Consider the following 22,973-nt stretch of genomic DNA (forward strand, 5'->3'; position numbering starts at 1 on the left):
TTATAATGTTGATAAATAAATTTTTTTATTATCTTAGTTGAGGGAGGATATTTGTATGAAAATGGTAAAAAAGTTAATATTATCTTCGATTATGGCTCTAGTTTTAGTTTTAACTATAGGGTGTTCTAATGCAGAAGAAAAAGTAAAATCAAATTTTGAAGCCAATTTAGCTGCACTAGAAATGTATAAATATGACGAAAAGGGAATTTCTGACGCATTAACAGAAGTTGAATATAAGCAAATTCAAACTTATAATAGCAAGGACAAGGTTTCAATGTTAGCTCAATTGACACCTCTTTATGGTAAAGAAAATGCTGAAAAGATATACAACACAATTGTTAAGTTAATCCAAGGAGTTGAAAAGACTGTAACAGTAGACTCTTCTAGTAAGGATAAGATAACTTTAAAAGTTGTAAGTAAAGCATTAGATACTAGTAAAGTAATGTCTGAAGCAAATAATTTAGTAAAATCATATGTAACTGATGAAAAGAACTACAACAAAAAAGAAAAAGAAGTTCAAGATGATATGGCAAAAATGATTATAGACCTTTACAATAAAAAGCCAACTAAGGATGTTACAACTTTAATTACATATACTAAAAAAGATGGTAAATGGCAACCACCTAGTAATATACAAACATTATGTGAAGGAATATATACAATTTAATTTATTTTAAAGACACAAAAACTATCTTTTAAACATATAATAAAATGTTTGGAGGATAGTTTATTTTATTCTAAAAATATAAATTATATTTTATAGGTAACGTATTTTATCAGGGTATTTAATACGACCTACTTGATTATTTTATTGTACTATTAGCCAAATTAATTTGATATATTTGGTAATACTGACTATATAAAACTAGCAATACAATTATGAGATATCTTGATAAAACATGGTGAATAATTGTGTGTTATATAGTCGAAAATATGATATATTAATATTATATTATGCGTTAAAAATTTACTTATGTATTTTTTAAAAGAAATTTTATATGAAATGAGAGGGGTGTTTTTTATGGTATCAAGGCAAGAATTAAAAAGAGTGTCCAAAGCTCAATTGTCTGGAAACTGGGGTACATGTGCAATTGCTATGGCAGTATACATTGCATTGATAGTACTAATATCAATTGTAGGATTGCCTTTTGAACCTTTAACTACTATTGTAGTAGCTATAATAGGTTTTTGCGTTGCAGCAGGATTTACATGTATGTTCCTAAAGATTACTAAAGATGAAAAAGTAAAAATAGGAGATATCTTTGTAAATGGAAGAATTTATTTAAGAAGTTTTGGATTTTATATATTAGAATCAATTGCTGTTTATATTTATTCTTTTATAATCACAATTATAGGAGCATTTTTATCATTTGGAGTTTTAATTACTAGTGGAGCGATTGAATATCTATCAAGTGATACTGTTGGGATAGGAACAATTATTTCTACTGGAATAACTTTAGTTCTTATAATATTTGTTCTTATGTTACCAGTTTATATATTGCTATTATATGTTTCTCAAGCTGCTTTCTTAATTTGTGAAGATAAGGATAATATGGGCGTATTTAAAGCTATGGGTGCCAGTTTAGATATGATGAAAGGAAATGTACTTAAATTATTTGTACTAAACCTTAGCTTCATAGGATGGTATATACTGGCAATAGTTACTCTTGGAATAGGTCTAATATGGTTGATTCCATATGTAGGAGTTACTAACTGTAATTTTTATAGACAATTATTAAAAGAGAATCCAGATGTAGATGATATATTATTAGATAAAGAAAAATCTTATTCTATGTATTAAGATAGTTTTATAGTTAAAGAAAATATAGTTTAACTTAAATAGTAAAGTATACATTGACAAAACTGTCTTTTAGAGGAATTATTTTCTTAAAGGCAGTTTTTGTTATTAAAAAATAAATGGTTGACATAGTATAGACTATTATGATAGTTTTTAATTATAGTAATGACTATTGCGATAACCATATTTGAGGAGCGATTTTATATGGAAATAAAATTATTTGATTCAGAACTTAAAGTAATGGAAGTTCTATGGGAGTTAGGAGAAAGTAAGGCAGGGGAGCTAGTAAAGATATTAAAAGAAGAAACTGGATGGAATAGGAATACTACTTATACAGTTATAAAAAAATTAGTTGCAAAAGGTGCAATAGAGAGAATTGAACCGAATTTTGTTTGTAAAGCTTTAATAAGTAAAGAAGAAGTACAAAAACAGGAAACAGAAACACTAATTAATAAGATGTTTGGAGGGTCTTCAGAGAAATTTCTTTCAGCTTTTCTTAATAAAGAAAATCTTTCAAGTGATGATATTACAAAACTTAAGCAGATTGTCGAAAAATTAAAGTGAGGTAAGATTTATGTTCATTAAATTGTTAGAAATGAGTTTTACTTCTGGAGTTTTACTTTTAATTATTATTTTCATAAGAGCATGTTTATTTAAAAAATTACCTAAAAAGGTATTTGTATTATTATGGTTGATTGTATTGCTTAAACTTCTTATACCAGTAAGTTTAAACTCTGGTTTTAGTATTTATAGTATAATTGAATCTACTTTTAATGTTGAGTTAGGAGCCACATCATCTGAAGATTACACTCTTAAGAAAGTCAGTAAATCTATAGGTAAAAATACTTCTAACAATAAAGTACTATCTGATATTGAGAATCTTACAATATTGGAAATGTTAGGTATTTTGTCCCTTGTGGTTACTATTATACTTAGTATGTTTTTATGCTCTAAGTATATTAAAATAATTAATCTTTTTAAAACTTCAATACATATAAAAAATCATGATTTTATTAAAAAATGGATATGTGAAAATAGGTGCTTTAGAAAATTTATGGTTTGTGTATCTGAATTTACTAAGACACCGCTTACATCTGGTATTTTAAAACCACGTATTATTTTACCAAAGCAAATGGACTATAGTAATAATCAGACTTTAAACTTTGTTTTGACTCACGAGATGGTTCATATTAACAGGTTTGACAATATGTTGAAGTTGTTTATGCTTTTGGCTCTTGTTATTCATTGGTTTAATCCTTTAGTTTGGGTAATGTTTTTTTTACTAAATAAAGATATAGAATTTAGTTGCGATGAAAAAGTGATGAATATGATTGGGGAAGAATACAGAGCTGATTATGCAACTGCATTGATAAGTTTAGCAGAAGAGAATAACCCATTTTCAATGGCGATTTACAATGGATTTGGAAAGACAAAGATAGAAGATAGAATAGTTAATGTTATGAAGTTTAAAAAGTCAACTTATGTTACCTTTTTAGTTTCAGCTGTATTAGTTTGTGGAACAAGTCTTGTTTTCGCAACAGGGAATAAAGAAATTAATGAAGTTGAATCTTTTGATTTAACAAAAAGTGATAAAAGTGAAGTTTCATTAAGTAATAAATCTAATGATTTATATTCTTCAAGTATAGATTCAGATATTTCTGTTAGCATGTCAAAGGCATCTAGGAATAAAGAAGATGAATCCATGAGTAAAGTGAGTAAATCTAAAAGCAATGAAGATGAATCCATTAGTAAATCAAGTAAATCTAAAAGTAATGAATATATGTCTGTGAATAAATCTAGTAATTACAATGATGTATTTTATACTAATTCAAAAAATTATTCAGTTCAGGAAATTGGTTATGATGAGAATGGTTTAGTTATATCAAGACAAGGAAATTTGTTGTCAGTAAGCAAAGTACAATATAGAACTTCTGTAAAAGAACCATAAATCTTAGAGATACAAGAGATTTAGAATTAAAATACTATCTTAAAATAAGTTTAATTATTTTGAGATAGTATTTTTTATTAAAAAAATCATAAAAATACTTGACATAAAAGTGACTATCATGGTAGTCTAAAAGTGTAGTTAATAACTATTGTGATAGTCACTATCAACTACAATACTTAAATAAATATCTAAGAAAGGAAGATTGGTTATGAAAATAAAAAAATCTCTTATGGGTACAATGATGGCAGCTGCTATAGTATTAGGAGGAACAGGGTCAATATTTGCGAATGAAAATAGTAATGTATCTAATATTACATTAGATAAATTTGATTCTCTAATAAAATCAAGAATAAGTGAGCCTGCTGAATTAGAAAAGTATGGAGTAGAGTATTACACTTATGAAGAGTATGCTAAAAATATTGAAGATTTAAAAGCATATGCTAAAGACCCTAATGAAGTTAAAGATGTATCTGCAAAAGACCTTGAAAAGAGAATTAAAAAAATGGAACAAGATTTAGAGAAAATAAAAACTGAAGGATTGAAGATTATGAAACCTATTAGAGTAGAGACTGGAAATGGGCTTGTAATTTTCTGTGGTAGATAATCTACCCAGCTTGTAGTGTTGACATTGCTTTTTTATTAAAAAGTTTATAAAAATGCTTGACAGAAAAGTGACTATTGTGATAGTCTAAAGATGTAGTTAATAACTATTGCAATAGTCATTGCCGACTACAATACCCAAATAAATCTTTAAGAAAGGAAGATTGGTTATGAAAATAAAAAAATCCCTTTTAAGTACAATGATAGTATCTGCTATGATACTAGGAGGAACTGGAGCAGTATTTGCGAATGGAAATGATTCCTCTAATATTACATTAGAGAAATTTGATTCTCTAATAAAATCAGGAATAACTGAGCCTGCTGAATTAGAAAAGTATGGAGTAGAGTATTATACTTATGAAGAATATGCTAAACATATTGAAGAATTAAAGGCATATGCTAAAGACCCTAATGCAACTAAAGATGTAAGTCAAGAGGACCTTGAAAAAACAATTAAGATAATGGAACAAGAGTTAGAAAAGATAAAAACTGAAGGATTAAAAATTATGAAGCCTATCACTATAGAAAATGAAGATGGGACTCAAGTTTCAGTTTCTTCAAGTTTTGTAGCAACTAATTAGTGTTAAATATAATCTCAAAGATATCTTAAAACCCTAAATAAGCGTGATTAAATACATTAGGCTACTGTGATGTAAACATGCAGTTGATGGTTATCTAAATATTCATCAACTGCACTACCCAAATGAAATTTAAGTTTGTTAAAGTGAAGTAAAAAAGTATTAAAAAAACTTAGACAAGTGTAATTGAATATATTGAGTAAGAATAAAATGAGACTCAGATAAGTAATAAAAGAGCTAAAGTCTAAGCTAAAAAGGAAGTAAGAATTAGAAGAAAAACAAAATAAAAGTAAATCAAGTCAAAGTAAAAGTATTAAACCCAATTTATAATGTTAACATTTTTTAATGTATGTTAAGAAATGTTAACATTATTTTTTTTTATCCAAAATAATAATTCAAACATTCTGAAAATTCTAACGAAAATTAAATATTATCTATTAGATTCATTAAAAGTTAAAGGAAATAATCAATTTAGTATTTTTAAAAGGGGTTTTAAAAAATTTAAACTTCTTGGCATAACAATTGCTTAATACATAAAGTAATAATATGATTATAAATTTGTGGATTAATTTTATCATTATTTACTTATCAATACCTATACTATGTTGATAATAAATATATGTTGATAGCTTTTAAAATGTATCATAACAAGTACACTAAGCTATTAAAAGCGTATTATTTTTAAGGGGGGAGAGTAATGAAACAATTGCTTACAGGAAATGAGGCAGTAGCACGTGGAGCTTATGAAGCAGGAATATCTTATGCAGCTGCTTATCCAGGAACACCAAGTACTGAAATATTAGAAAATATAGCACTATATAAAGATGACATAATTGCAGAGTGGGCACCAAATGAAAAAGTAGCAGTAGAGTCTGCAATAGGGGCATCTATTGCAGGTGGAAGAGCACTTGCAGCTATGAAACATGTTGGAGTAAATGTAGCAGCAGACCCAATATTTACATATGCGTATATGGGAGTAAATGGTGCAATGATTATTGTATCTGGAGATGACCCTGGAATGCATTCATCACAAAATGAACAAGATAATAGACACTATGCTAAATTTGCAAAAATAGCTATGATAGAGCCAAGCAATAGCCAAGAATGTAAAGATATGTTAAAAGTAGCTGTTGAAATAAGTGAAAAATACGATACTACAGTCTTATTCAGAATGGTTACAAGAGTATGTCACAGTAAAGGTCTTGTTGAGTTGGGAGAAAAAGAAGAAACAGTTGTAAAAAAATATGAAAGAAATCTTTCTAAATTTGATGCTATACCAGCTACTTCAAGAGTACTTAGAGTTAAACTTGAAGATAGATTAAAAAAACTCGAGGAGTTTTCTAATGAAACAGATTTAAACTTTATAGAATGGAATGATAAAAAAATTGGTGTAATAACTTCAGGGGCTTCTTATGAGTATGCTAAAGATGTGTTTGGGGATACTGTATCATATTTGAAATTAGGATTTACGTATCCTCTCCCAACTAAGAAAATTAGGGAGTTTACAGAACAAGTAGATACTGTTTATGTAATTGAGGAATTGGAACCTTATATAGAAGAACATTTAAAAGAGAATAATATACCTTGTATTGGAAAGGAAAAGATACCTAATATAGGCGAGTTAAACCCAGATATCATAGCACAATCAATTTTAGGAGAAAAAAGAGAACTGATAGAATATAGTAAAGAAAAGATAGTAGGCAGACCACCAACATTATGTGCAGGATGTCCACATAGAGGATTTTTCTATGAGTTAGGAAAAGTTAAAAATGTACTTATAAGTGGAGATATAGGCTGTTATGGACTTGGAGGAGCAGAGCCTTTAAATGCTAAGGATACTTGTATATGTATGGGAGGTGGTCCAGGAGTAGCTCATGGGGCACAAAAAATATTTACTAAAAATAATATTAATATGAGAACTATAAGTACAATAGGAGATTCGACATTCTTCCATACAGGAATAAATGGGCTTATAGATATAATCTACAATAAAAGTAATACTGTAACATGTATTCTTGATAACAGAATTACTGGTATGACAGGGCATCAAGAGAATCCTGGAACTGGATTTTCATTACAAGGTGATGTTACTGAAATGATGGATATAGAAACTATAGTAAAAGCTTTAGGATGTAAGAATATAAAAGTTGTAAACCCTAATAAGTTGGATGAAGTTAAAGGGGCATTAGCATGGGCTTTATCAATTGATGAACCTTCAGTAATAATTACGAGGTGGCCATGTGCATTAAAAAAATTCACAGAAGATGACAAAAAGAGATTTGACCTTATACCATCAGTTTGTAGTGTAGATGATGAGAAGTGTATTGGATGTAAGAAATGTCTTACAACAGGATGTCCAGCTCTGAGATTTGATAAATCTAAAAAGAAATCAAGTATAAATCAAGCTCAATGTGTAGGTTGTACAGTATGTGCACAAGTATGTCCAGTAAATGCTATAAAAAAGGTTGGTGAAAAATAATGAAAAAGGTTAAAAATGTATTGCTATCAGGTGTAGGGGGGCAAGGTACTGTTTTAGCAAGTAAAATACTTTCTGCTGGTCTTATTGATGCTGGATATGATGTTAAGATGTCAGAAGTCCATGGAATGGCTCAAAGAGGAGGAAGTGTAACAACTCAAGTTAGATATGGTGAAAAAGTACATTCTCCTATACTTGGGAAGGGCGATGTTGATGTGCTAGTTTCATTTGAGACTATGGAAGCTTTGAGATATCTTGATTTTCTAAAACCTGATGGTAAATTAGTAGTGAATGACTATGAAATGCCTTCAGCACCAATTTTAACAGGTAGGGTGGATTATCCTGAAAATATAATAGATGATATTAAAGAAAAAGTGGATGCAACTGTAATAAAGGCAGTTGATATTGCAAGAGGTCTTGGAAATGAAAAAGTTATGAATGTGGTTCTTTTAGGAGCATTGATTAAAGCTTTACAGGTAGAGAATGATATAGATTGGGAAAAAATAGTGTCACAACAGGTTAAGCCTAAGTTTATAGAAATTAATATAAAGGCTTTAAAAGAAGGGATGAGTATATAAAAAATAAAAATGAAGTTATAAGTATGTAAATGTATAGAAAAAATAACTGGAAATGAAACATATATAAGGCTATAAAATTAGATGATTAAAAAACAAAATAAATAAAGGGTTAGGGTAAGAGAATAAGTACAAAATAAATTGTATAGATGATTGTAGAGAAGGCTAGTTAAGAACTAGATAAAGGGTTAGGGTAGAAAAAAATTACAAAACAAATTGTATAGATGATTGTAGAGAAGGCTAGTTAAAAACTAGATAAAGGGTTAGGGTGGAAAAAATTACAAAATAAATTATAAGATGATTGTAGAAAAGGCTAGTTAAAAACTAGATAAAGGGTTAGGGTGGAAAAATTACAAAATAAATTATAAGATGATTGTAGAAAAGGCTAGTTAAAAACTAGATAAAGGGTTAGGGTGGAAATCAATTACAAAATAAATTATAAGATGATTGTAGAAAAGGCTAGTTAAAAACTAGATAAAGGGCTAGGGTGGAAATCAATTACAAAATCAATTATAAGGTGATTGTAAATAAGACTAGTTGAAAACTAGATAAAGGGTTAGATGAAAAGATAAATAAAAATTAAGATTAAAATACAATCATTTAAAAATAGAATTTTATAAATTTAAATATGGAAAATGAATATCTAATAGGCAATATTAATAAATAATTACAGATAGATTGTAAATTAAATAAATCTTTGACAGGAAGGAGAACTATTTATATATTAAATAGGATTTATAATATGAAAAAAGGCGATTTTATATGGAGTGGAATTCTTATTTGTATTATTGCTATCTTAGCGATACCAAGTAGTAGAGAAGTATTTATGGCAGCAACAGGTGCACATCCATATATTGGAGGTTTTTTCAAGTTTGCTGTACTAGCCACAATGGGAGATTTGCTTGGTGCTAGAATTTTGCATAAAGACTGGAAAATACCAGTAGGAGTCTTTTACAGAGCAATAGTCTGGGGAATAATAGGTGTAGCTACCACATATGCTATGTCAATCTACTCAGCAGGTGTAGGTCAAGCACAAGTGGATGGTATGCTTCCATTTGAGGGAATAGCTTTTGCGAATGCTTTATTTAAGAGTGCAACCATGAATATACTAATGTCACCTACTGTATTTTTATTCCATAAGGTTATGGACTGTTTTATAGACAAAAAATATGAAGTTGAAAAAGGGATTAAGGTAACACTTAAAGATGTGGTAAATATTGTGGACTGGAATGCTTATCTTGGTTTTAGTGTTTTAAAGACCATACCATTTTTCTGGATACCATGCCACACAATTGTATTCCTATTCCCTGCTGAATATAGAGTAATTGCATCTGCATTTGCATCTATAGCTTTAGGGCTAATCTTAGCTTTAGCTAATAAATCTAAAGTTGCAAGTTAAGTTTAGTGATGAAGTAAAAGGTATTATTTAAACTAGGAATAATCTTTTAAAATAGTAATAGTATTATTATATTTATAATACGTAATATTTTCATTATAATTTAACATTATAATTAACATTTTATTAAATTTCAAAATAAAAATAAGATTTTAAAGAAAGCTAAATTTGCGAGTACTGTTTTTAAGAAGCTTAAAATCCCCCATTTAAAGTTTTAAGATTCTAAAACAATAAGTTATAACTACAAAAATGGCTGTTAGGACTATGATACTTAGAAGTTAAAATACTTATAGTATATCTTAGTTCGTAACAGCCATTTTTATTTTTAGCCAATAATTTAAAATAAATTCTAACTCGAGTCTTAAATTAAAGGGTTTAAAGAAGCTATTCTAGTTGTAGCCACATAAACTCTAGATATTTCATACCATGTTTTAAAATCTACTACTCCACTTTGAGGTAAACCAAAGATTCCTTGGAATATTTTAACTGCATTTTCTGTGTCTGTTCCATAGATACCATCTTCTCTTACTTTTGGGATAGCTGGGTAAGAGTTAGATATAGCATTTAACTGATTTTGTATAGTTCTAACATACTGTCCAGAAGAACCAACCTGTAGTGTAGTACCAGGGAATGATACAGGAACACCACTTACTATAGGTGCTTTTTCAAATACTATCTCATCTCCATAGAAATATCTTAGTATACCTTCATAGTCGTACCCTTGGTCTCCTAAGTCTTTGCTACCCCATTGAGTCATTTGGTCAGGACATTGAGATTTCTGACCATCACAGTATTGTGCTAATAAGGGCTGTCTAGCTGTGGGAGGTCTTTTTATAAATGTATTGAATATAGCATCTACAGCTACGTTAATTGGTTCAAATAAGTTTCTATTATTTATAAATTTATGGTCATATGCTGTTGATGAGGTTATTGTAAAATTATAGCCTTTATTTCTATACCATTCAGTGAATACTCTATTTAGAGTAAATGATATTATAGCTATTATATTTGCATAAATTGTCTGCTCAGGCCAAGTTGAATATATTTCAGATGATGCTATATTTTTAATGTACTCTTTAAATGGAATCCAATAGTTTGGAGCTGATGAATTTTCTGGTAAACCATCATGAACTACTATAAATTCAGGTACTACAGGGTTATCTAATACAACGAAACCAGTAGGAGGTGGTAATGGTTTTAAATTACTTTCTGGAATCTTAGGAGGATAAGTACCAAATAAAGTATGTTCTCCTATGTCAAAAATCAATTCACTTTGTCTTGAGAAAGAACGTTTACTTCTTGTTCTAGGAAACATGGGAACTCCCTGTCTCGCTTCAATTGTAGCTAATAACTGTGTTCCTTCTATGACAACTGTTTCATATCCATCTGCTATGGCTTCTACTATATACTGGCTGTAAGGCCTAACATCAGATGGTTGTAGAGAGTAATCTACATCTGGTGCTGGTAATACTAATCCAATCACTTGACCAGATTCATTACTTGTTAGGTTTTGGTATAAAGTTGATGAGCTTTGGCTACCATTAGACATTGAATATATGTTTACTGTTGCATTTTGAATAGGTCTATTGTTAGTAGCATCGATTATACTTACTGTTAAGAAACCATCTTGCATCAAATCACCCTTTCTTTAAATGAATTTAGTTCCCTTATATTTCAAGATATGAATATAGCTTGAAATTTGTTAAATAATATAGATATAAATTTAAATTTTTTTAATGTTTTAGTATATTTGATTTTTAATAATTTAATGTGTATTTGAGAGTGTATTTAAAACAAAATAAGTTAAAAATAAATAGATGCTATAAAACAGAAATGGATTAAGAATTTTGAGCAGAAATGAATTAAAAATTTTGAAAGGAAAATAATCTATGAAGCTGGATTTATTTTTATTGGCAATAGTTCCTATACTAATAGGTCTGTTTTGGATAAGGTCTAAAGATAGATATTGCAGAGAACCTCTAATTCATTTGATTAAATTTTTTCTAATAGGTGCTTTTTTGAGTATTATAATTATACTTCTAGAAAATTTAATGATGAAATTTAATGTATTTGAAGGATATTCAGAACTAATATATGTATCATTTGTAGTTGCAGGGCTTGTGGAAGAAGGTGTAAAAGCTCTGATACTAATTCCTGCACTAATTAAAGAAAAACATTTCACGGAAAAACTAGATGGCATTATTTACTCTGTATTTTTAGCTTTGGGGTTTGCAACAATTGAGAATATAGTCTATATTTTTTCTGAGAGTGGCAATTTAGCACTTCAAGTTGGTATTAATAGAGCGATTATCTCTATCCCAGCTCATGTAATGTTTGCTATTACTATGGGATATTATATTTCTAAGTATAAGTTTGAAGGAAATAAAAGCAAAAGACGTGAGTACTTATTTATGGCTGTATTGATTCCAATTTTATTACATGGAGTTTTTGATTTTATATTGATGATAGAATATAGATGGGCTATTATATTACTTATAGTTTATGTGATAATGTTGTGGAAGATAAATCTCGATAAACTTGAGAAATATATGAATCACTCTAAAAAAGTGTTTTTCGGTAATCTTAAGAAAAAGAAGAGAAAATAGAGTTCAAAAGAAAAACATAAACAATTAAAAGTATTAAATGACAGACAAGCAAAGCAGATTGAAGGGGGATTATAGATTTGGCAAACTTACCAAAAGAATTTTTAGAAGATATTAGAGAAATACTACAAGATGAATATGATGATTTTATAAAAAGTTATGATGAAGACAAGACTACTGGTCTTAGAATAAATACATTAAAAATTGATAAGAACAAACTCTTGGATTTAAATTTGTTCGATTTACATCAAATACCATGGGCAGAAGAGGGTTTTTATTATGATGATAAAATCAATAGACCTGGTAGAAATCCACTGCATGAGGCTGGAGCATACTATTTGCAAGAGCCTTCTGCCATGAGTGTGATACCAAAAGCAGATATTAAAGAGGGGGATAAAGTACTCGATATGTGTGCTGCTCCTGGTGGGAAATCTACATATATACTGTCTGAATTAAATGATACAGGTCTATTGGTTTCCAATGAGATTAATGCGAGTAGAATTAAGGCTTTAGGTGAAAACCTAGAGCGATTTGGAGCGAGAAATTGTATTATAACAAATACTGATTCTAAAAGCTTAAGGAAGGCATTTAATGGGTATTTTGATAAGGTGATTATAGATGCACCTTGTTCTGGTCAGGGCATGTTTAGAAAGGATGAGGTTGCCATATCAGATTGGAGTTATGCAAAGGTATTAGAATGTCAATCCATTCAAAAAGAAATTATAAGAGATGGATATAAAATGTTAAAGAAGGATGGCATTTTAATTTATTCAACATGTACTTTTTCAAGAGAAGAAAATGAACATGTTATAAATGAGTTTATTAGTGAATATCAACATGCAGAACTTATTGAAATGGAAAGGTTATGGCCTCATAAAATAAAGGGAGAAGGTCATTTTGTTGCCAAAATAAAAAAATTAGAAGACGAAGAGTGTAATGTCAAGGAATTAAAAATAAAAAATTTAGATAAAGAAATAAAGGATTATAGGGAGTTTGAAAAGAAATTTTTAAAGGTTGATTTTTATAGTAATAAAAAAAATAAATTTTATTTAAGAGGAGAAAACTTGTACCTACTTCCAGAAGTATATCCAGATACGAAAAAACTGAAAGTATTGAGATACGGTTTGCATTTAGGGGTTTTAAAGAAGAATAGATTTGAGCCTTCTCATGCACTATCTCATTATTTAAAGGTTGAAGATGTAAAAAATGTCGAAAACTTTAGTGTACAGAGTGAGTCACTTCTTAAATACTTAAAAGGGGATGTTGTAAATTCTAATGAAAGTAGAGGCTGGGTTTTGGTATCGGTTGAAGGTGTACCTTTAGGCTGGGGAAAAGAGTCTGCTGGTGTAATTAAGAATCATTATCCTAAAGGTCTTAGAAAATTATTTTAAACTAGTAGAAAAAAGAAGTATAATATTTATATTGTAAGTTTATGGTAGATTATTTTGCTGTAGATTGACTTAATATTTAATACAGAGGAGACGATTTTAGTGGGTGAAGCAGTTAAAAAAGAAGTTGTAGAATGGATAAAAGTGATTGTCATAGCTCTTGTTTTGGCATTTGCTATAACTCGTTTTATAGTGCCAACAATAGTTAAGGGAGAATCAATGTATCCTACACTGGTTGAACGTGATTACCTAATAGTTAATAGAATCGCGTACAAGGTAGGAGAGCCAAAATACAAAGATATAATAGTATTCAAAACCGACTTAACAGAAGAAAATGGAAAGAAAAAAGATTTAGTAAAAAGAGTCATTGGGGTTCCTGGTGACCATGTGAAAATAGAAGACTCCAAGGTATATGTAAATGATAAATTGTTAAATGAGACTTCCTATATACATAATAATCGTACTGATGGAGATATTGATATAGTAGTTCCAGAAGGAAAATTATTTGCGATGGGAGATAATAGAGAAAAAAGTTTAGATAGTAGATACGATGAGGTTGGATTGGTCGACGAGCATACCGTTTTAGGAAAGGTTCTAGTCAGATTGTATCCATTTTCTAAGATAGGAACTATTGACTAAACATATAAAATTTGGAGCAATCGCTGATTAACTGAAATCACCAGACCATGCACAATAGTTGTCTGTATAAAAAGACAACACCTTATTTAGTAGACTTATCTAAAAGATAATGTTAAAAAAGCATTATCAAAAAAGATAATATAACTATAAAGGAGAATTTGTGAATGAATGAAACTATTAAAGAAGAGATTGTAGAGTGGATAAAAATAATTATTACTGCACTTTTTTTTGCATTTATTATAACTCGTTTTATAAAACCAACACTAGTAAATGGAGAATCAATGTACCCGACGCTTAAATCACATGACTATTTGGTAGCAAATAGGATGACATATAAATTGTCAGAGCCAAAATGTGGAGACATAATGATATTTAAGACTGACTTATTACAAGACAATGGAAGAAAAAAAGAGCTTGTAAAAAGGGTTATAGGTGTACCTGGTGACCATCTAAAGATTAGGGATTCGAAGGTTTATATAAATGGCAAGTTATTAAATGAAGTTTCATATATACATGATAATTATACTGAAGGCGATATTGATATGGTGATTCCTAAGGGGAAAGTATTTGCGATGGGAGATAATAGAGAAATAAGTTTGGATAGTAGATATAAAGAAGTAGGATTAGTAGATGAACAAAATATTAAAGGAAAAGTTATTTTAAGAGTATTTCCTTTTACAGATATAGGTATTTTTGAGTAGGTGATTTGTATGGCAGTTGGTGTAGCATCCTTATTGTTTAATCTTGAGGAGGCTTTAAATATTTGTGAAAACATAAAGCAAATAACTCATTTAGAGATTGGAATTGACAATATATCTGAATGTAGTGAGTTACGTAAATATAAAGATAGAATTTCTAAGCTAGGATTATCTGTAGGGATACACTTACCTATGGAGTTAAATACTTGCGAAAATATAGAGTATATACGAAATTCATGGATAAATTTTATTGAGAAAATAGAATTTGAACTTAAAGGGTTTGATATAAGGTATTTTAATCTTCACTTGGGATATGTTATGACAAATAGAGTTAAAAAAAATAGGAACAAGTATTTAGACAATAGTGTAGACTTTTTAGACAAGATAAATACAAACTCGTATATATCTATAGAGAATACTTATTCAAAAAATGGGGATTTTTCAAATATTGGAAATATATCTTATGATTTTGAATATATATTTAATAGAATTAAAAATTCTAAGATTTGTTTTTGTTACGATACTGGACACTGTTTAATTGATGAGGATGATTATATAAAGAACTTGAAGGATAAAATAAAAGTGATACACTTAAGTGATAATGATGGTATCAATGATACACATGTAGGTATAGGAAAAGGAATTTTATCTGAAGAGGGGATTAAAGAGGTCTTAAAATTAGATGCAGAATATTTAGTACTAGAAATAAATTACGAAGATATTGAAGATACTATAAGTAAATTGAATCGTATTGTAGGAGAGGGTTAAACACCTCTCTTTAACTTGTTAATATGCCTCGTTGATTAAAATTTGTATTCATCAAAAGGAAGGAGATGTTGAAGTGAAAAAAATAAACTTAAAAATAGACGGAAAAGACAAGGAATATTCATTAGAAGAAAACTCTTTAGGAATTAGGCTAGGGGATATAGCAAAAGAATTTTGTGATGAGCATAAGGGTTATATAACACTTGCAGTTGTAGATAATAAATTAAAAGAGCTAAATTGCAGAGTAAAGAATGATTGTGAGATAAATTTTTTAGATACTACTAATGAAGATGGGGAAAGAGTTTACTTTAGAGTCATGTCATTTGTATTTGTAATGGCTTGTAGAGAAATATTTTGGGATAGCAGAGTTACAATAGAACATTCATTATCTGATGGGCTATATTGTGAAGTTCATATAGAGAGAAAACTTAAACAAGTGGATGTTGAAAATATAAAAAACAAGATGGAAGAGATAGTAAACAACGATTATACTATAGAAAAAATTGAAGTTACGAGAGATGAAGCTATTTCTATCTTTGAAAACAATGAAATGTATGAAAAAGCAGAGCTTTTGAAATATAAAGAGTATGACAGTGCTAAAGTATATAAGTGTAGAAACTATATAGACCATTTTTATGGGTATATGCTACCATCAACTGGTTATATAAAATCATTTGATATTAAACTTTACAATGGTGGAGTTATAATTCTAGGCCCTAGTGAAGAAGATAAGACTAAACCTATGAAATTTATACCTCAACCCAAGTTATCAAGTGTGTATTATGAAGCAGAAGAATGGTCAAGACTTATGGGAATTGACAAGGTAGTGTCACTTAATAAGATAATAGAAAACAATGAATATGGAGACATAATAAGAACATTTGAAGCGTTACATGAAAAAAAATTATCTCAAATAGCAGACATGATAAAAGATAATAATAAGAGAGTAATCTTAATAGCAGCTCCATCTTCATCTGGAAAAACAAGTTTTGCTCATAGATTATCTATACACCTTAGAGTGAATAATTTAAATCCTATTTCGATTTCTTTAGATGACTATTTTATAGACAGAAAACATACTCCTTTAGACGAATATGGAAATTATGATTTTGAATCAATTTATGCTATAGATTTAGAGAAATTTAACTTCGACTTAAAGAGACTTTTAGCAGGTGAAGAAATTGATGCTATAAGATTCAATTTTAAAGAAGGAAAGAGAGAATATACTGGTAAAAAAATAAAGATAGACTCTAATCAACCGATTATATTAGAAGGTATACACGGGCTAAATCCTATTTTAACATCATCTATACCAGAAGAAGATAAATTTAAGATATACATAAGTGCCCTTACTCAAATAAATTTGGATGACCATAATAGAATTCCTACTGCTGATTTGAGAATGATAAGAAGAATTGTTAGAGATTATAATTTTAGAGGTTATAGTGCTGATAATACTATTTTACAATGGGCATCAGTTAGAAGAGGAGAAAAGAAGAATATATTCCCATATCAAGATGAAGCAGATGCTATATTTAATTCTGCTTGTGTATATGAGTTAGCAGTTTTGAAGCGATTTGCTAAGCCTTTGTTGGAGGAAATAAAAGAAGATAATCCTGCGCACATTGAAGCAACTAGACTACTAAAGTTTTTACAATATTTTGTAGAGCTAGATGATACTTCTGATATACCAGGAACTTCAATTCTTAGGGAATTTATTGGAGGAAGTAAAATAGTGGATTAATTTGGTCTATAGTATTTGTTTTTAGATTTGTTAGTAAATAAGAGAGGCTGTCTCAAAATAGAGATAAGCCTCTTTTTCATTGTTGAAATAATAAAAATATATTTGATTTCATACAAAAAAGAGTGCCTCATGAACTAAATAATTCTTTTGAGACACCCCCTTTTATTTTGCTATAATAGTTACAAATTTTAAAATATATATTAGAATCTATTTGAAGACATGAAGACATGAAGACATGAAGACATAAAAATTTGGAGTTTAAAAGGTTGAACTATTAAACTACTTAAACATCTAAATTGAGTGAAAAATGAATAAATTCTTGTAAAAAATAGTTTTAAAGTATAATTTTTTTTAACACTGTTTTATTATAGTATAAATCTGTGCTAAAATAGAATATATAACATAATATAAGAGGTGCCTATGAATACGTTAGATGAGACATTATTAAAAGAAATTATAAGTTCTAATAAGAAGTATACTAATTATGGACAAGTCGCTAGTTACATACCAGAATTAAAAAATGCTAGAAGAAATGATTTAGGAATTTGTATAATAGATAGCGAAAATAATCTTTACAGTGCTGGAAATTGTAGCACAAAGTTTACTATACAGAGTATTTCAAAACCAATTGTGCTTGCTATGGCACTTATGGACAATGACTGGGAAGACGTTTTTTCAAACGTTGGAATGGAGCCAAGTGGAGACCCATTTAATTCTATAATGAAACTTGAAATTAATGACACAAAAAAACCCTGTAATCCAATGATAAATGCAGGAGCTATAGTAACCACTTCTCTTATAAATGGGAGCTGTTTGGAAGAAAAAGAAGAAAGAATGCTTAGTTTTTTTAGGAGATTGGCAAAAAATGATAATATAGGAATAAACTATGATGTCTATAAGTCTGAAAAAATGACTGGAGATAGAAACAGAGCAATGGCTTACTTATTGAAAAGTGATGGATTTATCAGAGGTAATGTAGAGGATGTTTTAGACCTTTATTTTAAACAATGCTCAATTGAGATAGATTCTGTAGATTTGGCGAGAATTGGCATAAATCTTGCTAACTATGGAGTAGACATAGAAAATGGTGAGCATTTGATGAGTGAAATGGTTTCTAGAATTGTCAAAACATTTATGATGACTTGTGGAATGTATGATGCTTCTGGGGAATTTGCTATTAAAGTTGGCATTCCTGCAAAATCTGGAGTTGGGGGTGGTATAATGGCTTCTGTGCCAGGGCGTATGGGTATTGGTGTTTATGGACCTGCACTTGACAAAAAAGGTAACAGCGTCGCAGGAGTTAAAGTTTTAGAGGAGTTGTCAAATAAATTAAAATTAAATATTTTTTAAAATTTTAAGAAAGGATTTTTTTGACAACAACATATAATTTAATATATAATTAAATTGTAAAGAAATATGAATTAAATAAATTTTTTAGGAGGGGTCAATGAAAGAGGTATTGGTATTACGAGATTTGGAGTGCATAAAGGCTATTGCGCATCCACGTAGAATAGATATTCTAAAAGCGTTTGACAAATCGCCATTGTCAGCAAAACAATTATCTCAATTATTGGAAGAACCTCATGCAAAAATAAACTACCATATAAAAATGTTATACAAAGTTGGTATTTTAGAATTAGTTGAGGAAAAAATAAAGTCGGGGATTGTGGAAAAATACTATTATCCAAGCGCAAAAAATGTGGTTATAGGGAATAGGATACTTAATTTTTCTTTAGACAATGGGGAAGAAAAAGAAGAATTGTACATATCAAAATTTGAAAACATGAGTGAAGTTTTTTATAAGGCAGCAGAAGAAGATGTTTTAGAAAATGAAAATATAGTTGATTATCATGATATTTCTCTTACTCACGATGAATTAGTTGAACTTAATGATGCTATGAAGTCAAAGATAGATGAAATTTTAAATAAAAGACAACACAACGTTGAAGGTTCTAAGTATGATATAGCTATGGTTGTAATTCCTACACTTGAGGAAGAATGTCCTAGTTAGAACCATTAATTATGGATTAATTAAAAACATAAGGTTAGAGATTGAACATCAGAATTTACTTAATAATCAAAAAATATTTTTTGGTATGAGTAAAACAATGATTTTTAGTCTCTATTTTTTTGTTTGATTATATAATTGGATAGTAAAAGAAATATAATTGACTTGTAAAGTGTATATAATTAAGTTGTAGGAGATATATAATTGGATTGCAAAAGAAATACAATTAGACTGTAGGAGATATATAATTGAATTGCAAAAGAAATACAATTAGATTGTAGGAGATATATAGTTGAATTGTAAGAAAAATACAATCAGATTGTAGGAGATATATAATTGAATTGTAAGAAAAATATAATTAGATTGCAAAAGAAATATAACTGGATTGTAAGGTATATAGATTATAATATGTAAGAAATGACTAAATGATTTATAAAGAGTATGTAAGATTATAATATTTGAAATTTCTTAAAATGGGTATAATTAAACTGTAAATATTAAAATTAATATACATGAAATTAATTGTAGTTACATTAAATTACAGTTGCATTAAAATAAAAACTTATTTGTTAGAAACTTATAATTAAAATTTAGTACGAGTTTAAGTACAAACAAAAGGAGATTAATATGATTAAATTAGGAACACATCTTTCAATAGCAAAAGGATTTGCTAAGGCAGCTGAGACAGCTGTATACATTGATGCAAATACATTTCAATTTTTTAGTAGAAATCCAAGAGGAGGAAATGCTAAAGAATTTGATGAAAAAGATATAGCTAAATTTCAGGAGATTAGAAAGGCAAATAATTTTGCACCACTACTTGCACATGCTCCATATACTATGAACTTAGGTGGAACAAAGGAAGATGTATACGAATTTGCGACAAGAGTTATAGATGAGGATATAAGAAGGATGGACTCGTTAGGAATTGAATACATGTGTTTTCACCCAGGTAGTCATGTAGGTGGTGGAATAGATTTTGGTATAGACAGAATAGTAAAAGGATTGAATAATGCTATTAAGGGTGATGAAAATATAACTATACTTCTTGAAACTATGTCAGGAAAAGGAACTGAAATAGGATTTAAGTTTGAGCAATTAAAAAGTATAATAGACGAAATTGAACACAAAGAAAAAATAGGTGTGTGTCTTGATACATGTCATATTTTTTCAGCTGGTTATGATATAGTGAATGATTTAGATGGAGTCTTAGAAGAATTTGACAAGATTATAGGTATAGATAAGTTAAAAACTGTTCACCTAAATGATAGCATGATGCCATTTGGAGATAAAAAAGACAGACATGCTCCTATAGGGGAAGGAAAGATAGGATTAAAAGCATTAATTGATTTTATGGAGCATCCTAGTCTGAAACACCTACCATTTTTCTTAGAAACTCCTTTTGATGATGAAGGTCATAAGAGAGAACTTAAGATGATAAAAGAGATATTATCTAGTAAATAAAATTTCATTTACGATATACAATTCTAATAGAATGTAAATATATTGCAAAGATTCTCATAATTTGTTGTATAATTAAAGATGATACATTTATATTATATAAAAATTAATTAAAGTTAGGTGGGGAAAGATATGAGAAATTTGGGCAATACCAATATGAAAATAAAGAGAGTTGGTTTTGGGGGAATTCCAATACAAAGAATTACTCAAGAAGATACTAACTTAGTTATAAATGAGTTAGAAAAGCAAGGGATAAACTTTATTGACAGTGCAAGAGGGTATACAATAAGTGAGGAAGCAATTGGAATTGCTATTGAAGGAAAAAGAGATAAATTTTTCTTAGCTACTAAAAGTATGTCTAGAGATTATGACTCAATGAAGAGAGATGTTGAGATAAGTTTAAATAATTTCAAAACTGATTTTATAGATTTATATCAATTCCATAATGTTAAAGAAGAGGAATATGACAATCTTTTTAAAGATAAAATGGCTTATAATGCTCTTCTAGAGGCAAAAAAACAAGGGAAGATAAAACACATTGGTATAACTAGCCATAATTTAAATACTATAGAAAAGGCAATAGAAGATGGGAAATTTGATACTATACAATTTCCTTACAATATAGTTGAAGGTCAAGCAGATGAAGTATTTAAAAAAGCTCATGAAAAAGGAATTGGTATAATAGTAATGAAGCCTTTAGCTGGAGGAGCTTTAGATAATGCTACACTAGCTATTAAGTACATATTGTCTAAAGACTATATAGATGTAGTTATACCAGGTATGGAGAGTGTTGAACAGGTTAGACAGAATGTTGCTGTACTTGAAAATCTTGTACTAGATGAAAAAGATAATAAAGAAATTGAGGAAATAAGAAATTCTTTAGGCAAAAAATTCTGTAGAAGATGTGAATACTGTATGCCTTGTGCTGTTGGAATAAATATACCATTGAGCTTTTTATGTGAAGGATATTACACTCGATATGGATTAAAAGAGTGGGCTAAAGAAAAATATGAGGTTATGGATGTTAAACCTACTGAGTGCATTGATTGTGGTCTTTGTGAGAGCCGATGTCCATATGAACTTCCTATAAGAGAAATGTTGAAGACTGTTGTCGAAAAATTAGGATAGATTTTATTTATTGAAATCGGTGTAGTAAGTTTACTCCGATTTCTTTTTATATGGAGATGCTTTATTTATGTGAATATGGCTTTGTATACAAATATTAAATTTATATGAGTGCAGTAATTTTATAAGTATTAAATTTACATAGCTACAAGTATCATATAAATTTAAAATTTGTGTAAGTATAGCTATAGCACAAATATTATTATAGTTTCAAATGATATAGCATTACTATAGTATCAAGTAGTATATAAAATATTTATTTCTCAAAAATATTATAGGATATATCGTATTTAGATACTGGATAAAGCTCAATTTCAACCCTAGGGTTATCTTTATCTATAAAGTCGAATAAAAGTACTGGTTTAAGTTGTTTATCATTTTTTATTATTCCACTTTTTTCAATACCATCACAAATACTCTTTGGATAATTATGTAAGTCCCCCATTCTCTTGTTTGGGAAGTATAATTTTAAAACAGTTATTAGATTTTCTTCAACAGTTTCTCCTTGATACTGTTGGTTTATAAAACCTGCAATCATGTTTTCGTATGCAAGATACTTAGAATACTTTCCCTTTGAAGGCATCCATGCTTGACCATTTATATTATGAAGTTTAAAATTAGATTTACTAATGGGTCTACCTGGAATTGTTATTTTAATCAAATTGTTCACCATCCTTATACAGTATTTATTATAATCTGTGGATGCTTTAAAAGCAAATTCTTATTTGTGATGTTTTTATAAGTGATAAATTTGTAGAGGATAAAATTTATCTGTCTATTATGAGTGCTAATTTTAAAGATATAGGGTGTATTATTGTAAATCAAAGTTATATTTAATCTTGTAGTTGTAAATTATGAGTATAAGATGTATTACATTGTTGAAAGTAGATAAATCATATTATATTAAAATGGAGAATAGATGACAATTTAATTATATGGTGGAATCTGAGTTATGTAAGTATTGAAGTAAAATAGCTAAATCATATCAGTAAGACAATTACTAAAAAAATAGTAAGAAAAAAGTTTGAAATGTGTTGATATTGTAAAATAATAAGAGCTAGAGTGTATAAAATAGTTATATTAAAGAACAAATGGATATTATTATAGAGAGATGAGACTTATATTATAATTTAGTTCATTTTATAATATAGTAATAATAATTGTAGTTTTA

Annotated in this window: 21 protein-coding genes; 19 read left to right on the forward strand and 2 right to left on the reverse strand. The window is 28.8% G+C overall.

Annotation, left to right across the window (positions count from 1 at the left end):
• Positions 1-55: 55 nt before the first annotated feature.
• From ACTG44_RS03010 to ACTG44_RS03050, 9 genes are all read left to right on the forward strand, one after another.
• Entirely contained in the window at positions 56-667 is a 612-nt protein-coding gene (locus ACTG44_RS03010; protein WP_021383193.1) for a DEAD/DEAH box helicase family protein, read from the forward strand.
• 354 nt (positions 668-1,021) lie between these two features.
• Positions 1,022-1,801: a DUF975 family protein gene (locus tag ACTG44_RS03015; RefSeq protein WP_021383181.1), complete on the forward strand. Its 780-nt coding sequence runs from the start codon at positions 1,022-1,024 to the stop codon at positions 1,799-1,801.
• A gap of 201 nt (positions 1,802-2,002) precedes the next feature.
• Complete coding sequence (locus ACTG44_RS03020; protein ID WP_479919788.1) at positions 2,003-2,362, forward strand: BlaI/MecI/CopY family transcriptional regulator; 360 nt, start codon at positions 2,003-2,005, stop codon at positions 2,360-2,362.
• A gap of 10 nt (positions 2,363-2,372) precedes the next feature.
• A complete protein-coding gene (locus ACTG44_RS03025) occupies positions 2,373-3,746 on the forward strand; it encodes a M56 family metallopeptidase (RefSeq protein WP_021383168.1) in 1,374 nt (457 codons plus the stop codon).
• A gap of 208 nt (positions 3,747-3,954) precedes the next feature.
• Complete coding sequence (locus tag ACTG44_RS03030; protein WP_479918090.1) at positions 3,955-4,350, forward strand: hypothetical protein; 396 nt, start codon at positions 3,955-3,957, stop codon at positions 4,348-4,350.
• Between the two features lie 166 nt (positions 4,351-4,516).
• Positions 4,517-4,927, forward strand: coding sequence for a hypothetical protein (locus ACTG44_RS03035; RefSeq protein WP_021383191.1), 411 nt, complete (start codon positions 4,517-4,519; stop codon positions 4,925-4,927).
• Between the two features lie 694 nt (positions 4,928-5,621).
• Entirely contained in the window at positions 5,622-7,403 is a 1,782-nt protein-coding gene (gene iorA / locus ACTG44_RS03040) for an indolepyruvate ferredoxin oxidoreductase subunit alpha (protein WP_479918091.1), read from the forward strand.
• The gene (locus ACTG44_RS03045) at positions 7,403-7,978 is read left to right on the forward strand and encodes an indolepyruvate oxidoreductase subunit beta (RefSeq protein WP_479919789.1); all 576 of its coding nucleotides are present in this window, start codon (positions 7,403-7,405) and stop codon (positions 7,976-7,978) included. The genes iorA and ACTG44_RS03045 overlap by 1 nt, the downstream gene beginning before the upstream one ends.
• A gap of 739 nt (positions 7,979-8,717) precedes the next feature.
• Positions 8,718-9,374, forward strand: coding sequence for a hypothetical protein (locus ACTG44_RS03050; protein ID WP_479921246.1), 657 nt, complete (start codon positions 8,718-8,720; stop codon positions 9,372-9,374).
• Positions 9,375-9,732: 358 nt separating this feature from the next.
• Here ACTG44_RS03050 and sleC read toward each other — a convergent pair whose 3' ends face one another.
• On the reverse strand, positions 9,733-11,004 hold the full coding sequence (gene sleC / locus ACTG44_RS03055) for a spore cortex-lytic germination protein SleC (RefSeq protein ID WP_021383172.1): 1,272 nt from the start codon (positions 11,002-11,004) through the stop codon (positions 9,733-9,735).
• A gap of 256 nt (positions 11,005-11,260) precedes the next feature.
• Between sleC and ACTG44_RS03060 the strand changes: the two genes are divergently transcribed.
• From ACTG44_RS03060 to ACTG44_RS03105, 10 genes are all read left to right on the forward strand, one after another.
• Entirely contained in the window at positions 11,261-11,977 is a 717-nt protein-coding gene (locus ACTG44_RS03060; protein ID WP_021383182.1) for a PrsW family intramembrane metalloprotease, read from the forward strand.
• 77 nt (positions 11,978-12,054) lie between these two features.
• Positions 12,055-13,365, forward strand: a complete 1,311-nt coding sequence (locus ACTG44_RS03065; protein WP_479921247.1) for an RsmF rRNA methyltransferase first C-terminal domain-containing protein — start codon at positions 12,055-12,057, stop codon at positions 13,363-13,365.
• 99 nt (positions 13,366-13,464) lie between these two features.
• Positions 13,465-14,001 (forward strand): signal peptidase I, encoded by a 537-nt coding sequence (gene lepB / locus ACTG44_RS03070; RefSeq protein WP_021383227.1) that lies wholly within the window; start codon positions 13,465-13,467, stop codon positions 13,999-14,001.
• A gap of 164 nt (positions 14,002-14,165) precedes the next feature.
• Positions 14,166-14,702 carry a signal peptidase I gene (gene lepB, locus ACTG44_RS03075; RefSeq protein WP_021383221.1) on the forward strand — a complete coding sequence of 179 codons (537 nt, stop codon included), beginning with the start codon at positions 14,166-14,168 and terminating at the stop codon, positions 14,700-14,702.
• Between the two features lie 9 nt (positions 14,703-14,711).
• Positions 14,712-15,467 (forward strand): sugar phosphate isomerase/epimerase family protein, encoded by a 756-nt coding sequence (locus tag ACTG44_RS03080; protein WP_479921248.1) that lies wholly within the window; start codon positions 14,712-14,714, stop codon positions 15,465-15,467.
• 73 nt (positions 15,468-15,540) lie between these two features.
• The gene (locus ACTG44_RS03085; protein WP_479921249.1) at positions 15,541-17,208 is read left to right on the forward strand and encodes a uridine kinase family protein; all 1,668 of its coding nucleotides are present in this window, start codon (positions 15,541-15,543) and stop codon (positions 17,206-17,208) included.
• A 420-nt stretch (positions 17,209-17,628) separates the two neighbouring features.
• Complete coding sequence (gene glsA, locus ACTG44_RS03090; RefSeq protein ID WP_021383210.1) at positions 17,629-18,558, forward strand: glutaminase A; 930 nt, start codon at positions 17,629-17,631, stop codon at positions 18,556-18,558.
• A gap of 97 nt (positions 18,559-18,655) precedes the next feature.
• On the forward strand, positions 18,656-19,219 hold the full coding sequence (locus ACTG44_RS03095; protein WP_021383224.1) for an ArsR/SmtB family transcription factor: 564 nt from the start codon (positions 18,656-18,658) through the stop codon (positions 19,217-19,219).
• A gap of 624 nt (positions 19,220-19,843) precedes the next feature.
• On the forward strand, positions 19,844-20,680 hold the full coding sequence (locus ACTG44_RS03100) for a deoxyribonuclease IV (RefSeq protein WP_021383237.1): 837 nt from the start codon (positions 19,844-19,846) through the stop codon (positions 20,678-20,680).
• Between the two features lie 129 nt (positions 20,681-20,809).
• Positions 20,810-21,805, forward strand: coding sequence for an aldo/keto reductase (locus ACTG44_RS03105; RefSeq protein ID WP_479921250.1), 996 nt, complete (start codon positions 20,810-20,812; stop codon positions 21,803-21,805).
• 253 nt (positions 21,806-22,058) lie between these two features.
• Here the strand turns inward: ACTG44_RS03105 and ACTG44_RS03110 are convergent, their stop codons facing one another.
• On the reverse strand, positions 22,059-22,463 hold the full coding sequence (locus tag ACTG44_RS03110) for a RusA family crossover junction endodeoxyribonuclease (RefSeq protein WP_021383211.1): 405 nt from the start codon (positions 22,461-22,463) through the stop codon (positions 22,059-22,061).
• Between the last annotated feature and the right edge of the window lie 510 nt (positions 22,464-22,973).

The sequence above is a fragment of the Clostridioides sp. LIBA-2809 genome, assembly GCF_056688965.1.

Coding starts and splice junctions, on each gene's coding strand:
- ACTG44_RS03010 (WP_021383193.1), top strand. CDS start 56: ATGAAAATGGTAAAAAAGTTAATATTATCTTCGATTATGGCTCTAGTT.
- ACTG44_RS03015 (WP_021383181.1), top strand. CDS start 1,022: ATGGTATCAAGGCAAGAATTAAAAAGAGTGTCCAAAGCTCAATTGTCT.
- ACTG44_RS03020 (WP_479919788.1), top strand. CDS start 2,003: ATGGAAATAAAATTATTTGATTCAGAACTTAAAGTAATGGAAGTTCTA.
- ACTG44_RS03025 (WP_021383168.1), top strand. CDS start 2,373: ATGTTCATTAAATTGTTAGAAATGAGTTTTACTTCTGGAGTTTTACTT.
- ACTG44_RS03030 (WP_479918090.1), top strand. CDS start 3,955: ATGAAAATAAAAAAATCTCTTATGGGTACAATGATGGCAGCTGCTATA.
- ACTG44_RS03035 (WP_021383191.1), top strand. CDS start 4,517: ATGAAAATAAAAAAATCCCTTTTAAGTACAATGATAGTATCTGCTATG.
- iorA (WP_479918091.1), top strand. CDS start 5,622: ATGAAACAATTGCTTACAGGAAATGAGGCAGTAGCACGTGGAGCTTAT.
- ACTG44_RS03045 (WP_479919789.1), top strand. CDS start 7,403: ATGAAAAAGGTTAAAAATGTATTGCTATCAGGTGTAGGGGGGCAAGGT.
- ACTG44_RS03050 (WP_479921246.1), top strand. CDS start 8,718: ATGAAAAAAGGCGATTTTATATGGAGTGGAATTCTTATTTGTATTATT.
- sleC (WP_021383172.1), bottom strand. CDS start 11,004: ATGCAAGATGGTTTCTTAACAGTAAGTATAATCGATGCTACTAACAAT.
- ACTG44_RS03060 (WP_021383182.1), top strand. CDS start 11,261: ATGAAGCTGGATTTATTTTTATTGGCAATAGTTCCTATACTAATAGGT.
- lepB (WP_021383221.1), top strand. CDS start 14,166: ATGAATGAAACTATTAAAGAAGAGATTGTAGAGTGGATAAAAATAATT.
- ACTG44_RS03080 (WP_479921248.1), top strand. CDS start 14,712: ATGGCAGTTGGTGTAGCATCCTTATTGTTTAATCTTGAGGAGGCTTTA.
- glsA (WP_021383210.1), top strand. CDS start 17,629: ATGAATACGTTAGATGAGACATTATTAAAAGAAATTATAAGTTCTAAT.
- ACTG44_RS03095 (WP_021383224.1), top strand. CDS start 18,656: ATGAAAGAGGTATTGGTATTACGAGATTTGGAGTGCATAAAGGCTATT.
- ACTG44_RS03100 (WP_021383237.1), top strand. CDS start 19,844: ATGATTAAATTAGGAACACATCTTTCAATAGCAAAAGGATTTGCTAAG.
- ACTG44_RS03105 (WP_479921250.1), top strand. CDS start 20,810: ATGAGAAATTTGGGCAATACCAATATGAAAATAAAGAGAGTTGGTTTT.